The 15125-nt window shown below is 33.8% G+C and carries 14 protein-coding genes and 2 pseudogenes; 4 read left to right on the plus strand and 12 right to left on the minus strand.

What is annotated here, in order from left to right; translation table 11 throughout:
- Positions 1 to 130 precede the first annotated feature (130 nt).
- Genes WFN33_RS14565 through znuB form a run of 3 tightly spaced genes read left to right on the plus strand, consistent with a single transcriptional unit; the run spans position 131 to position 2205 of the window.
- Positions 131 to 628: a transcriptional repressor gene (locus tag WFN33_RS14565; protein WP_336953758.1), complete on the plus strand. Its 498-nt coding sequence runs from the start codon at positions 131 to 133 to the stop codon at positions 626 to 628.
- Positions 601 to 1401, plus strand: a complete 801-nt coding sequence (gene znuC, locus WFN33_RS14570) for a zinc ABC transporter ATP-binding protein ZnuC (protein ID WP_336953759.1) — start codon at positions 601 to 603, stop codon at positions 1399 to 1401. The genes WFN33_RS14565 and znuC overlap by 28 nt, the downstream gene beginning before the upstream one ends.
- 3 nt (positions 1402 to 1404) lie before the next feature.
- Entirely contained in the window at positions 1405 to 2205 is an 801-nt protein-coding gene (gene znuB / locus WFN33_RS14575) for a zinc ABC transporter permease subunit ZnuB (RefSeq protein ID WP_336953760.1), read from the plus strand.
- 34 nt (positions 2206 to 2239) lie between these two features.
- Here znuB and WFN33_RS14580 read toward each other — a convergent pair whose 3' ends face one another.
- On the minus strand, positions 2240 to 2860 hold the full coding sequence (locus WFN33_RS14580) for a LysE family translocator (RefSeq protein WP_336953761.1): 621 nt from the start codon (positions 2858 to 2860) through the stop codon (positions 2240 to 2242).
- A gap of 72 nt (positions 2861 to 2932) precedes the next feature.
- Positions 2933 to 3553 (minus strand): LysE family transporter, encoded by a 621-nt coding sequence (locus WFN33_RS14585; RefSeq protein WP_336953762.1) that lies wholly within the window; start codon positions 3551 to 3553, stop codon positions 2933 to 2935.
- Between the two features lie 162 nt (positions 3554 to 3715).
- Between WFN33_RS14585 and WFN33_RS14590 the strand changes: the two genes are divergently transcribed.
- Complete coding sequence (locus WFN33_RS14590) at positions 3716 to 4636, plus strand: Dyp-type peroxidase (RefSeq protein ID WP_151804334.1); 921 nt, start codon at positions 3716 to 3718, stop codon at positions 4634 to 4636.
- Positions 4637 to 5030: 394 nt separating this feature from the next.
- Here WFN33_RS14590 and WFN33_RS14595 read toward each other — a convergent pair whose 3' ends face one another.
- The 10 genes and pseudogenes from WFN33_RS14595 to WFN33_RS14635 all read right to left on the minus strand — a co-directional run bounded on the left by WFN33_RS14595 (position 5031) and on the right by WFN33_RS14635 (position 15081).
- Complete coding sequence (locus tag WFN33_RS14595; protein ID WP_336953763.1) at positions 5031 to 5492, minus strand: hypothetical protein; 462 nt, start codon at positions 5490 to 5492, stop codon at positions 5031 to 5033.
- Positions 5493 to 5548: 56 nt separating this feature from the next.
- A pseudogene (locus WFN33_RS14600) lies at positions 5549 to 5707 on the minus strand (IS5/IS1182 family transposase); the annotation flags it as partial.
- A gap of 31 nt (positions 5708 to 5738) precedes the next feature.
- Positions 5739 to 6154: pseudogene (locus WFN33_RS20440) on the minus strand (transposase family protein); the annotation flags it as partial.
- A 160-nt stretch (positions 6155 to 6314) separates the two neighbouring features.
- Entirely contained in the window at positions 6315 to 6839 is a 525-nt protein-coding gene (locus WFN33_RS14605) for a hypothetical protein (RefSeq protein ID WP_336953764.1), read from the minus strand.
- 121 nt (positions 6840 to 6960) lie between these two features.
- Positions 6961 to 7335: a lysozyme inhibitor LprI family protein gene (locus WFN33_RS14610; RefSeq protein ID WP_336953765.1), complete on the minus strand. Its 375-nt coding sequence runs from the start codon at positions 7333 to 7335 to the stop codon at positions 6961 to 6963.
- Positions 7336 to 7560: 225 nt separating this feature from the next.
- Positions 7561 to 8361: a hypothetical protein gene (locus tag WFN33_RS14615; RefSeq protein ID WP_336953766.1), complete on the minus strand. Its 801-nt coding sequence runs from the start codon at positions 8359 to 8361 to the stop codon at positions 7561 to 7563.
- Positions 8362 to 8629: 268 nt separating this feature from the next.
- Entirely contained in the window at positions 8630 to 9154 is a 525-nt protein-coding gene (locus WFN33_RS14620; protein WP_199959315.1) for a hypothetical protein, read from the minus strand.
- 9 nt (positions 9155 to 9163) lie between these two features.
- Entirely contained in the window at positions 9164 to 11305 is a 2142-nt protein-coding gene (locus WFN33_RS14625; protein WP_199959317.1) for a glycoside hydrolase family 73 protein, read from the minus strand.
- A complete protein-coding gene (locus WFN33_RS14630) occupies positions 11306 to 11755 on the minus strand; it encodes a hypothetical protein (protein WP_199959319.1) in 450 nt (149 codons plus the stop codon).
- Positions 11755 to 15081 carry a type VI secretion system Vgr family protein gene (locus WFN33_RS14635; RefSeq protein WP_336953767.1) on the minus strand — a complete coding sequence of 1109 codons (3327 nt, stop codon included), beginning with the start codon at positions 15079 to 15081 and terminating at the stop codon, positions 11755 to 11757. Before WFN33_RS14635 ends, WFN33_RS14630 begins: the two co-directional genes overlap by 1 nt.
- Positions 15082 to 15125 lie beyond the last annotated feature (44 nt).

Raw genomic sequence — 15125 nt, forward strand, 5'->3', positions numbered from 1 at the left:
ATTACCAAAAAAAATTTATGTTATAGTATAACAGAAGTTAAAAAATACCTACGCTATTCGTAAGTTGATAGAGCTTCATGTTAATATTTGCGATTCTCTTCCATTCAAATAACAAGTTTTGAGGTCTGATATGAGCTTATGTTCACACGAACAGCATGATACTTTGCATGGTGTACACGATCATCTCAATGTAGAAGCTCGTTTATCAGAAGCAGAAAACCTTTGTGCAACCTCAGGTGCCCGCCTTACCCCCTTACGTAAAGAAGTACTTGAATTAATTTTGAATGCCTCAGGTCCTGTTGGTGCTTATGATCTGCTAGCCAAGATGAAAGGTGCTGCAGAACGTCCAGCTGCGCCACCTACTGTGTATAGAACCTTAGATTTTCTTTTAGAAAAAGGTTTTATTCACCGATTAACTTCTATTAATGCTTATATCCCTTGTTGTCACCCACGTGAAGGACATCAAGCCGCATTTTTAATTTGCACTGAATGTCATACAGTGAAAGAAGCTTCAGCAAAAGGTTTGATTCAAGAATTAGATCATTTAGCAAAGTCAGATCACTTCAATGCACATCACAGTATTATTGAGATTTCAGGAATATGTCAGCAGTGCTCGAACAAAGCCTAAACTCCCCTCTCGTTCAACTGCAACAGATTAATGTCCGAATTGATGATCGTGACATTCTAAAAAATATAGATTTTTCATTACAAGAAAAAGAAATTGTCACGCTTATTGGTCCGAATGGCGCAGGTAAATCAACCCTGATCAAAGTATTATTAGGTATTTTAAAACCCAATGCAGGTAAAATTATCAGCCAAAAAAAAATTAAACTGGCGTATGTACCACAAAAATTTAATCCCTCTCATAGCTTACCTTTAAGAGTTAAAGATCTACTTGATCTTGAGAAATGTGATAAGGCCATTAAAGCTGAAATCATACGAGATACTGGTATTGCCAAATTAGAGTATGCCAAAGTACAACAACTTTCAGGTGGTGAACGTCAGCGGGTTTTATTGGCCCGTGCTTTATTACGCCAACCCGATATTTTGGTTTTAGATGAACCTATGCAAGGTTTAGATATCCAGTCTGAAGCTGAACTGTATGAATATGTGCGTAGCCTGCCACAACGTTATGGTTGTGCCATTTTAATCGTGTCTCATGATTTACAGTGGGTCATGCAAGGCACTCAGCGAGTTGTCTGTTTAAATAAACACATTTGCTGTAGTGGTTTACCTGACAGTATTCAACAACATCCAGAGTATCAAGCTTTGTTTGGCGATACTTTTGGAAAATACCATGCTTTTTACCAACACCATCATGATCATTGTGCGCATGGTGACTCGGCCAAAACTTGTGAACATGGCCCACATCCACACATTCACCCAGAACCGGAAGCTTAAACCATGATGGAATGGTTAGAATTACTGTTACCTGCATGGATTATGGGAACACTTTTAGTGTTTCTAACCGCTCCGCTAGGTTGTTTAATGCTATGGCGCAGAATGTCTTTTTTTGCTGACACCATGGCACATGGTACCCTGCTGGGTGTCGCTTTAGCTGCTGTTTTGAGTTTACCTCTTTGGGTCGGTGTTAGCTTTACCGCAATTCTCTTGGTGGCTGTACTTTGGGTTCTACATGACCCTCGTTTACCCAATGACGCCTTACTTGCATTATGTGCTGCCACCTTACTTTGTTCTGGTCTATTGTTAATTCAACATTTACCCGCATTACGTCCTGAATTATTAAGTTATTTATTTGGTGATTTGTTAACAATTGAGTGGTCTGACCTGCCTATTTTTGCAACTGTGATTATTGTTGCTTTAGCTGTTCTCTACCGTTACTGGCAAGCACAAATTCAAATTGCGATTGATCCTGATATTGCAGTAAGTGAAGGCGTAAACGCCAAATGGCAGCGCTTAATTTTTATGTTGTTATTGGCTTTATTCACCGTACTCGCTTTACGTGCCGTTGGTTCGTTATTGATGGGGGCGTTATTGGTCATCCCCGCACTTGCTTCACGTCTTATTTCTCACTCACCGAAACAAATGGTGATAGGGGCATTTGTGATTGCTCAAATTGGGGTGACGGTGGGGTTATGGTCAAGTGCTGCGTTGAACATCTCTACAGGGCTAAGCATCGTATTAACCATGTCTTTGCTATTTGCGGTGATTTTCTGTGTAATGAAAGTAAGAAAGATCGCTTGATGGATCAATTCCATCTTTAGGCCCCAATCAATATTTAAACCATGCTTTTTAACGAAACATATAATCCATATACAGCAATGACAATCAGAATTAATCCGCAAAGCCCTAATATTTTTGGATAAATTTGACTTTTAGAAAGCTTATTAAACGACAGATAGACCAAAGATAACGTGAGAAAATCTAAAATAATCCATGTCACGACTAAGATAACCAGACTGGTATTTATATCAGCATGAATATGAATAAACTGCGGAAAAAATGATGAAAAGAAAATGATATCTTTAGGATTTGAGATACCCACTAAAAAACCTTTGCTAAGACCACCATCTACAGGCGACAACATTGTATTGAGTTGATGCTCCTGCTGAGATAATACTTCTTTTAGAATTCCATAACCTAGATAGGCAATATAAAGACATCCTAAAACTTTAATGATCAAGAAAAGTGCTTCATTGACACTAAACATGCCCTTTAAAATTAAAATAGAAGCTGTGATCAATACCAAAGAGGCCAAATTTGTCCCAATAATGGTCAGTAAAGACTGTCGGTAGCCACCTTTTAAACCTGCACTTGCAACCAAGATCATGACTGGACCAGGCGTTGCAATCATGATAATCACACTAATGGCATACAGATAAAATTCTAAATAATTCAAAGCATCCTCGAAACAATGGCTTATTTATATGATCAAATCTCTAACATATCAAGCAGTTAATCGCCTATATTTTTATTGGTGAACCAAACTCAATAAGCCAGCGGCACAACTAAACAATACGGCAAAAGTACGGTTCATATATTTTTGTTGTTTGGGTGATTTTAATAGTCTTAACACTTTGGCTGCCAATCCCGTATAACCAGCCATGACTATCAAATCAATCATGATCATGGTCACTGCCATAATCACATATTGAATCCATTGTGGTTTAGACAAGTCTAGAAATTGTGGCAAAACAGCAAGTAAAAAGACGATGGCTTTTGGATTACTGATATTGACAATAAAGCCATATAAGATCAGCTTGGGAATAGATTTTGTCGGTTGCTCAGTCGGGATATCTATCGACTGTGTTTTCGTTGTCCATTGTATGTAAGCTAAATACAATAAATATAAAACCCCAAACCATTTCACCACGAAAAATGCCAATGGTGTGGTTGCAAATAATACCCCAACACCTGCTGCGACAATCGCAATTTGAACCAACAATGCCAGTTGTAAACCGATTGCATTCCAATAACCACGGCGAAAACCATAATTAAGACCGCTCGACATAGACGCGATCGCACCCGCACCAGGTGAAATACTGATCACCCAGCACGCCAACATATAGGCAAACCAGACTTGATAGGACATAACAAAAGAATAGAAAACTTTGAACACGCTATTATAGCGGTTTTAAAACGATACATTTCGATTAATTTAATTGGTAAAAAGTATAAGACTTTACTATTCAGCTGTTACTTGATCATGCACAATAAGAGTATTGATAAATAAAAATTGAGGAGCCATCTCGATATGACAGCCCAATCTGTAATTTTACCTTTACCCTCTGACCATGCGCGTTTCATCGTTTTAAATTTAAAAAATCTGTCTATTGATGGCTTAAAAAAGCGTCTCAATGCCTTGTTAAGCACTCGTGATCGCCTGATCACGCAACACCCCGAAGCTGAGATTAAAACTGCAATCGCTTTTGGTCCAGAACTATGGTCAAAGCTTTATCATACTTCACCTGAAGGCTTTAAACAGTTAGAACCAATTCAGGGCGCATTTGAAATGCCCGTTGTTCCTGCAGATGTTCTAATTCACATTGCTTCTGCACGTACTGACATTTGTTTTGCACTGAGCCAATCCTTTTTTGATGGTATCCAAGATCAAGTTGAAGTTTTAGACGAACGTGTATGTTTCCGTTATCTCGATGGTCGTGACCTAACGGGATTTATTGATGGTACCGAAAATCCTCAATTTCCAGATGATCGTGCGGAGACTGCTTTATTGGGTGAAGATTCAGGTATTTTCGAAGATGGATCTTTTATTTTTGCGCAGCGTTATGTCCATGAACTTGAAAAATGGAAACGCTTAAAAGTAGATGCACAGGAAAATGTGATTGGTCGTTCTAAATTAGAAAGTATTGAGATGGACGATGAACACAAACCTGAAAATGCCCATATTGCTCGTGTTGTTATCGAAGATAATGAAGGTGAAGAATTAGAAATTCTGCGTCACTCTCTTCCTTATGGCGATGGACAAGGTGAGCAAGGCTTATTTTTTATTGCTTATACCAAAGATTTAACCCGTATTGATCGTATGTTAGTCAATATGTTTGGTACTCAAGGCGATGGAATTCATGACCGTTTATTACACTTTGTGACTCCTGTCGATGGTGCGTACTTCTTTGCACCGAATGAAGAAGTATTGGAAGAGATTTTGGAAGATTGATAGAAATCCATTAAATAAGCAGCTTTATAAAGCTGCTTATTAATTTAAAAAATAATCTCAACATTCTGAAAATTATATTATTTTTCATTAATCAAGGTGTTCATTTTCTATTAAGAACAGCCGACTATCAAAAATAAAATAAAGAAAAAAGGTTTTTCCCTAAACTAAATATCATCAATAGACTTCTTTCATAAGTGCTTTTTAAAACCATAAATCAACATAAAAGCACCCTCATCCTAACCTTCTCCCATAGGGAGAAGGAACTTTCAATACCAATATAATTCACTCCACATGATCATTTTTTTATTTATGAAAGATCTTTAATATAGGCTTCCTATAAATGTAAATAGCATTGAATAACTGGGCTCCTAATTTACATTAAAGCCCAGAACTTTTATAATTTTTCTTTTATCGTTTTTCCATTTTTGATATAAATTAAATTATAGTTTTTATCTATAATAAACTTTGTTTTTTCAGATAAACTTTTTTCTGTGACAACTCCAAATTTATCAACAATGTTTATATTTAAAAGTGTTTCGCTTTCATCTGAAAAAGGCGAAATAACTATCAACTTCCGATCACTACTTTCAGGTAGAACAACCCCACGCCCATATTGAGAATTTATAAAATTATAAGCATGAGTAAGTTTACTAGAAGAAATTAAATTTACTGATTGGCAATTATCTTTAGAGTTATTTTCCAAACATTTCAAATGATCTTGAGAGTTATAAGGTAAATGCGTTATATCTAAACCATCACTATTTTTATCATTTCGCTTAATATTATCCGCACCAGCATAAGTGCTAAAACTTAAGAAAATAATAATAAATATCTTTTGGTAAATACTTTTAAACAAGTTGAATTCCTTCGAAATATTTAGGATCTGTTGACATTTAGGGTTCATAATTTAACCTACAAGTGGAGCCATAAAAATATGCAAGCTAATGCAACAGAAATTTCATAGTTCCGTTTTAATTTGTCATATCAAGTGGCTATTTCTCAAAACTACTTTAATCTACAAAACATATTTTCTACTAAATGCCTGACTTTATATAAATAACAATCTATATGCTATATGGTCATTGTTTGATTAGCTATTGGATTTTTTCTTTTTACCGTTATACAACTTAATTTTTTTGTTTAGGACGTTCTATCTCAGATTCTGTTACCTCCACAATAACAAAGTCATGATCTGTAATGTATTGATTTCTTTTAGGTAATAAAAATACTCTAGACTGTATAAGCCAGTTCTCAATTTTTTGGATGGTTCGATTAACGTTGCTTTCAGCTATTGCAAACTCAGCAGACAATTCAAGCTGAATACTATAAGATCATAAGTACTTCAATGTTAATAACAATTGATCTTCAATTGCTAAGTTGTGAGGACGGCCAAATTTTTTTCTTAAAACGCTCAGCCTCTTGTAAAACGAGATCCATTTTACAAAATAAAGGACATGTCACTCCGACTAAACGTTTGAACTCAATATCATCGAACTTTGTTAAATTTTCATATCTCATAAAGCTATTATAAACAATTTATACTTTCGCAAGAAGTCTAATATAATTTTTGTACTCATAGCAAAAGCATCAACATATGATGCTTTTTCCTTATGGCTATTCATTGAAATTATTAATTAAATTTCATTTTAAAAAAAGTAATATCTAGTATTTTAGACAACTAATTGAAAGGACTTTTACTTTTCATAATAATGCCATCATCAGAAATTTTATAATAGTTTATTTTAGCTAACTTACCATCATAGCTTTTAACCTTAATATTATATTTTTTATCAATCCAGAATTCTGATCCCGTTCCAAAATTCACAGAATGTCCCTTACCATCTTTAAATACATTAAGACTATAATTTTCCACCTCTCCTTCATCAGTAAAATAAGCAATAAAAACCGTTTTATTACAAATATCTGGTAATCTTATCGCTCCTCCAAATGGCACAAAATCACCATGATTTTCTGAAAGTTTTTGTAAAAAACTATTAGAAAATTGAGAGAAGGAAATTGTATTTTCTCTTTTTAATTTACTCTTTGATGAAATAGGCAACATCACAGGGAATGTCTTTTTAAAATTATTTGCTACTATGTTATTTGTATTACATGATTCCTCACTATCATTTGGCTTAGCTAGCGAATTAGTCATATAAATCGAATTCAAAACAACAAGAAATATAATAAATATTTTTTTCATTTTATACTCCAAAATTAATATTAAAGTCCAGTTACCAAAACCCTTAAAAAGATATAACAGTCATAAATAAAAAGGCAAAAGACATCTAACCTCTTTGGTTTATACGTCTTATAAAATTCATTTATTGAGCTAAATAAACTTTATTTAATCGTTTAAGTTCGTCTAGTCTTGCTTTATCAATATCGAGCAAACATGATTCAATTATTATGGTTGCACCATCGCCTTGAGCATTGGTTGCTTCTTCACCCATAAAATCTTTACAGTATGCATTTTTATAAGCTAACCACTTCAATTGAGATATTTGAAATTTTTGCAGATTATCAGTCGATTCCTCAATATTAAGGATCACTTTTTTCATTTCATTAGTGACAGCCTTTGAACTACTTCTAATACATATGAGGCTTTCATCATCATTTTTACAGGAAGTGTTAGGTTGAGCAAATGCAAGACCACCCATACTGAATAACAGCAAGGATATTAAGATTAATTTTTTCATAGACACCCATTATAGCAATTAAAGATAGAAAGCCTTCAGTTTAAATTTTATATGATCGAAATCGAAAGTTTCTCTATATTTTAAATGAAAAAGCAACTTTATGAAGCTGCTTTTCATCCAGAAATTAACTATAAATATTATAGATTAATTTAATTTTATATTTTTATTATTCCCCGCAGAATCTTTATAGCTTAAGTTATATTTACCATCAATAGCATAGCTTTCTTAAAGATTATAAACTTCTATCTTTGGCTTTATTTTAATCAAATAGAATAAAGTCGTCGATCCATTATCTGTGTCATGATATTTTTCACCAATCACAAATTGTGAATCTCCTATATCTGGTATAAATTTAACTCCATCTAAATTTAAATTATTAATTTTATTCTGACTTAAGATCGTATGAATTTCTGGCGACATATTTTTCACATCGTTCAAACTATATACATGATTTTCCAAATCACTTAGCTTCTCACATTTACTTTCAGAGTTGCTTTTTAAACACTTCAAGAAGTAATTTGAAGCATTAGGAATTAATATCTTTTTTAAATTGCTTTCTTTAGTACTTTTGGGTAAATTTTCAGAAATATTTGTTTTTACAAAACTTCCATTTATCACCTTAAAACACAACTTTGAATGACTGTAATCATCTCTATATGCATAAAAATCGCCTGTAACACACAAGCTATCATTATTCACCGAATAATCAAATTTAGACTTATAACCTATTTGATAATTTAAAGGGTAGACCTTTAAATCCTTCTGATTAAGTGCAACTAGTCGATAATATTTTCCATCATTTATTTTAATTATCGTATAATTTTTATTAAAATCCACTTTATTTCCAACACTCTTCTTATATAAGTCTAATTTATCTGCTTTGCAATAGTAATTCTCTATATCATAATCGAAACCACAACGTTCAACTTTTAATTTTAATACCGCATCCTTTTCAACTGATTTTGCACTACAACCTGTAATAACAAATAAACTTAAAAATATTAATACACTAAACTGTTTTTCCATTTTCTATCTCACTTTTTTCTATTGATAATTTTTATAAAATTTTTCCTAGAATCTGGATTTGCATGATTAGCAGTAATCTCATAATCTAATTTAAATCACCTGAAACATAATAACCATATTATTAAGTATCTCATTTTTTACAAAAATTAATATCAAAATAATTTATTATTTTCCATTGAAAATTATGACAAAAAATTTATAAAAATATTAAAAAAAAAGAGTATTCTTAATACTCTTTTTAATGCTAGAATCATATTCTCTCTTTGACTCAATCCTTCTGTTTCAATTTTTCTTCCAAGTTAGATCCATCTGGATAAATAATATTTGAAATCAAACACTTCCCATCACAATCTAATAAAATTATTAATTTACTTTTATTATCAAATAAAACATTTACAGTTTTATCATTTTGCTTTGTGACATTTGACAATACGATTTTATCTTGACTATTATAAAATGGGTCCATATCCAAGTTACAGACATAACCTTCTTGCGTACATTTAATATCCTCTAAAATCAATAATTTCAATTTTTTTGTTAAAAATTCATCACCATGCTTTGATATAAAATCACTCAATTTATTTTCGTTATTTCCACCCAAATCAAAAGGAGAATATATTTTATAAAAGTTTAAAATAAAAGATACTATATCAACTTCATTATGGTTTATACTTTCTTTACTTATAGAATCCAATTTTTCTTTAGACTCATGTGCAGCATGTTTTGAATCACAACCAAAACAAAAAAAAGTTAAAAAAATTACATATAGCAGTTTTTTAAAATCAGTAAGCATATTTATCCTCTAATCATAATACCGAAAAACTCTGTAGCTAATGGCAGGTCGCCCTCTATAGATATTTATTCCATTTTGTCTAAAGTCCGATATCCATTGAGATCCATCATAACCAGAAATATGTCCATGCACGTGTGATCCAAATCTATCAATAATATATATATCACCTATTTGTGGTGTATATCCCTCTTTATCTACTTCTCTAAATTCATTTTCCTGCATAACTCTTACATATTGATAAGCAGAACCAGGTCTAGGATTAACTTTTCCGCCAGCTGCTTCAAAAGCTAATCGTACATACATTGCACATAATCCACGACTTTTTGCTGTAGAATTTGCTCTTAAAGTTTGGGCAAAAATTGCTTTATTAAATTTACCTTTAGATTTTGTTATATAAATCTTAATAGGAGACATATTTTCAATTACAGTATACTTCTCAATTAATATTTTATTGCCACTTTTATACTTTATACTTATTTCCTGATTTATCTCACATTTATGTAATTTACGCCCATTACTTCCACTGATATGAACACGGGATTGCCCTTTATAAACTATTTCATAACTTAAATTAGATGCTAGCGCTTTTGTAGTGTCTAAATAAGTTTCAACTTCAAATGTACCTTCTTTACTGACTAATTTAATAGGATGTCCGTTATTTCCACGCACATCATTTTGTGATATTGGGGCAGTTTTATTTTTTGAAACAACAATATCTCCATCTGTTTTTAATGGTGGAGTTGTTGTTGGTTTAGTCAAAATAGGTTTTTCATATTTTTCAAACAAAGCTCGCTTATAAAATAAAACTTTATTATCAAAATATGTTTCTGGCAATACAATCTGACCTGAAGGTATAGTTAATTTCACTCCAAATCCAGCTAAGCCTTTTAAAATGATTGTACCGTCATTTCTTGTGTATTTATTTTTCTTTGAACCTCTATATTCTGAAATAATATGATAATTTTCCATTGCCTTTGTTGAAGAGTGGTCCATTACCAATACTTTTATTTCTCTAATAGGAATTTTAATGACTTTTAATACATTTTCTTGAACATTAAATTCTTCAATTTTTTGATTTAATTTTCCAAAAGAATCTTTAACGTAAATCACTATTTTTTCACCAGATTCTGCACGAATCTGTTCTTCACCTTTACTATCAGCAACATGTTCTTTCATTTTATTTTTGTAAAAAATTCCATATGAAAAGTTTTCAATACTTTTATTAGTATCATTTTCTACAAATTTTATTTTAAAAGAAGTCAGTCCCTTATCAGCACTTGATGTTGGTGTAGAAGTTTGCGTTTGCCTTGAAGTTTCTACAGCATTTTCTCTCCTAGAAGGACTACCATTATGTTGGTCTAATTTATCAGCTATAGGAGTTGATGCTTTGGTAATTTTAATATTTATTGGAGCTTTAGCTGAAGGAATTTTAGCTGGAACAATAATATTATCTTTCTTAAAGCTAATAGTTCCATTTGGCTTTACAACTATACCTTTAATAATCGCATTACTATCCGTGATTTTCGTTACCCTGATATTTCCATCTATAACAATTTCAACTTCTTTATTTGCTTCTTTGCTATTATCATCATCCAAGAATACAGCATTCACAATAGTGCATTGTCCGTTAGATTCACCTCTGGCTATCGCCCTTCTCATTGAAGGTCCTCTAAACACTTCTATTAATTTATCTGCATATACTAATTCAAAATTCCCCGTAGCTTTATTTTTTTCTTTATGTGTAGCATATCCTGCATCTTCTAATGCTTGGGCTTCCCTTTCAAATATACCTCTTACACCATTACTGAAAAATTTATGATATCTTTGATTTTCTTCTAAAAATTTAACTCTATCTTCAATTGCTTCATCAAAATCTTTATAATTTCTAAAATCATGGTATTCCTGCACACGCTTTCCATTAGGTTTATCTTCCCAGACTAAATGTTTACTTTTAGGACCCTTCCAACTCCTATCTGCTTTTATATTAAATATATTATTAGTACCTACTAATATATTTTCTCCCCATCCAGTTTCTTGGGCTGCTTGAGCTAATATAGTCTCCCAACTCACATTTTTTTTGAATGCTATCCTCCTCACAGAACAATAGATTGAGGAAATAAAGTTTAGTTTATCTTCGTATGTATAAGCCATTTATTTTACCTCAGTCGCATATTTATTATATTTCAAATTTTCTGACTTATCTGCACAACTATAAAGGACTTCTAATTTATTGTTTTTTTTATAAAAACCATCATCAATCTCACAAGTCCATTTTTTATTTATAAATTTATGTTCATTTAAGCTTCCAAATTTATCAAAAATACTTACAACCAAGATTGATTGAGCTAATGTATTTGCAGGATGAGTAATTGAACTAGATAAAATATAATATTTATTATTTTTAAAAGCGCAATCCTGTATAGTAGTTTCAAAATAATCAGGCTTAACTTCAAATTTCGTGTAGCCTTTAGCTTTCCCTAATTTTATGAAGGAGACATTTGCAGGAATCGTATCATCAAACTGAACTTTATAATCACACTTTTCAGCTGCTAAAGCAGAACTAGCTATAAACAATAATAAAATCGATACTACCTTATTCATTACTCACCCCCATTATTTTCATCAATATCGTCTTCACTGCCAACTTCATTTAGGCAACTGAATAACTCATCATCCGGATCTAATAAACTTATAAACATTGTTCCATTTTCTCCATTTTCGCTATCAATAAATCTAAATTCTATATGATCGGAAGTGTCTGAAAATAAACGATTTGTCCTAAATTCATCTAATTCACCAATATATTCTACTTTTTTCGTTTGATTAATAATTTTATAGTTTAATTCTGTATTCAAGAGATTTTCTGGTACAAGATTTTTTAAATCAATGCGTTTACTATACATCCCACTCTCAGGCATTTTCGGCAATTGCGCATTCACCGTTGCTCCACTGGTAAACAACTGTTGTCCAGATTTCACCTCAAACTTTCCACCAGTTTTAATAAAGACACCACTACCATTAACCACAAGCTGAGTCCCACCTGCTTTTAAGTCAATCTCTTTAGAGCTGGTGAGCTCTATTTTGTCTTCAGTCGCAATCAGTTTAATCACTTTCTTCGCAATGATTTCAATCAAGTCATCCTGCGCCTGAACTTTGATCGGACCCTTTGCAGCAAAAGCACTTAAACCTTTCTGTGCTGCAAACAAGCTGATCTTATCTTGTGCATGACCGACAATATTCTTCTGTGCACTCAAATTAATTGAGCCTTGCGCACTTTCAGCAATATCTTGTGAAGCTTGTAAAACAATGTCTTCTGGGGTTGTCAATGCAATCCCATTGGGTGAAGCCAGTAACATCAATGCCTGACGAAAAATCTTACCTTGCTCTTGTTTGGCACTATCACCGCTATTTTCTAAGTCTTTTGTATAACTTTCCATAAAGCCCTGTAAGGAGCCTAAAGCCTGCATCGGATTCACATCCAATTTGCTGCCTTTATTAAAAGTTCCACAAACACTGGTTAAATCAAAATCCTTAATTTCAACATTGGCAATTACCTTACCCACGTCTTTTAAAGCGGATAAAGGCTCTGAATCAAACTTGTCCTTTAAACTGGTTAATTTTCCTTTTAAAACATCCGAACCATGTTCTTCAATATTTTCAATAAAACTCTTTAAGTTCTCAATCGACTCTTTGGAATCATTAAAAAAGTCTTTAAATTCATCTACAATATTCTTGGTATCTTTACCAAATTTCTGGATGTCCTCAATAAAATCACCACTGTTTTTCAGTGCCGAAATTGGATCACTACCTACAGCATTTTTAAATAAACCCACGGTTGCCTGTAAAGCCTGATTTGCACCTTTTAGTTCTAAAGAATTAATCAGTTTCGGCAAACGATTGACAACATTCAAGGCATCCGTTTGTTGTTTGACTGCTATTTCACTCAGCACTTTCATACTTTCTGCACCTTGATTTAACAAGGACTGCGCTTGTGCTGCTTCTAAGTGGTCTGCAATCGCATTTTCTTGGGCATACGTCGTGATAAGCATGCCTTTTCCTGCACGCATGGCACCATAAGCATCGGTTCTTAACTCAAAACCTTCGCCACGCCCATTGCTGGTTTCCTTATCTTTCGGATGGCTTAAGTTCCCGAGATTAAGTTGTGTCGCTGCATGACTACTTTGTAGCTGCGTACTGATTTGGCCTGTTGTATCATCAAAGCGGAGTTGGTTAAAACCTGATCCACCCACTTCCGATGAGCGAATACCACTTAATTTTTTGGTATCAGGCAACTGGCCTTTGACATCAAACATGGTTTGATGACGTTCTGCTTCATGTAAACGTCCCATCACAAATGGACGGTCGACATTGCCATCAAAGAAATCAATCACTACGATTTCACCAATTCGTGGGTGGAATCTTGTGCCATAACCTTCTCCCGCCCAAGAGGTCAATACATCAACCCAAGCTGAGTCTGTATCATTGTCATTCGAGCCTGCACCACCATCATGACTATTGTCATCGGTACGGGTAAAGAGGAAACGAACTTTGATTCGCCCCCATTGATCGACATAAATCGTTTCGCCTTGCGGGCCAACCACTTTGGCACGTTGTGGAAACGCAGAAGGTCTATGCGCTAAAGGGTTATACTCGGGAACAATCGGGATTCTACGGCGTACCAAAGACAACTCATTGGCTTGACGCTGGTCTTTAATTAAATGATTCCAGTAATTTAAATTAAGCAGCTTGGATAACTGATCTTGTAACTCTTTAGGTAAGTTATTTTGATTGTAAAAAGTCTTACCTAAGATTAAGAACTCACGATCCGAACCATCATGTTGATCAATTTCAGGGTGTTCTCTTAATTCAAACCAATAGCCAACTTGCGCATCGCGCACTGAACTGGTTGCGGTAAAATATTTGGACTGTAATTCTTGGTATTGTGTTAGTTGGGTATTTAATTTATCAACTTGAGCTGAACTGGAAACTGTGGTTTGGTCTTCACCATTGAGATCACTGGTCCAAGCTGGGCTAATTGTCCAAGCCTGCTCTAAACTTAAAGTTTCATTATCTTGTTGATCACTATGTTGGTGATTACTTAACTGGCTATCGCCCTGATCTTGTAAAAGGCTATCCGCTTGCCAACGTTGTACTTGTATTGCTGTTGATTGAATTGAGCGCTGGGCAATGAGGCTGATGATCGTGTCAAAGCGTTCTGTTGCATGACTGCGATGGAAGCGAATACTTCGTCTAGGCATTGCCTCATATTGGGTATTGTCATCAATCAGACGTAATTTCTGTGCCTGAATCTGCGTTGCCGAAATAGGCACAATTCGTACAGACTCATCAACTAACCAGTTAATACCTTCACTGCGCCACAAGCGAGTTAAAAACTCATAATCCGTTTCATTGGCTTGCATTACAAAAGGACGGATATCGTATTGTTTTTTTAAACCACTACTGTCCAGACTTAGACTGGCAGAAAATAAGGCGCTTTTCGCTTGCCACTCTTTAAATAAGATTTCCGATATTTCCAGAACACTTTTGTTCATAAAAACACGGCTATTACGACGCTTATGCCAAAGACTGGTTGCATCTTCAAGCGTTAATTTATAAACGCTTAACGCCCCATCACTCTGCCCTTGGCTTGCCCCTGTCACAATTCCAGTGGTTCGGTACAATTCACCAAAATCGGTGACTTGATCAACTGCAACCTGACACCCGATAAATTGTTTTAAAGCAATATGCGCATTGGTTGAAAGGCAGAGTAATTCCGCCTTTAAGCCTTGATTAATCTGTTGTTGCCCCTGAATGCATTGCAAGAATACACTGCTGTTTAAGGCTTGATTTGAGAATTGAACGTGGATCGCTCGTGTTTGTAGTCCCAGGCCAAAACTTTCAAGTAAGGCATTAATATTTCTAAGCATTTTATTTTTTAAATGTTAAATTTTGTATAATACTATTATAACTA

The sequence above is a fragment of the Acinetobacter sp. AS167 genome, assembly GCF_037152175.1.
Taxonomy (GTDB): domain Bacteria; phylum Pseudomonadota; class Gammaproteobacteria; order Pseudomonadales; family Moraxellaceae; genus Acinetobacter.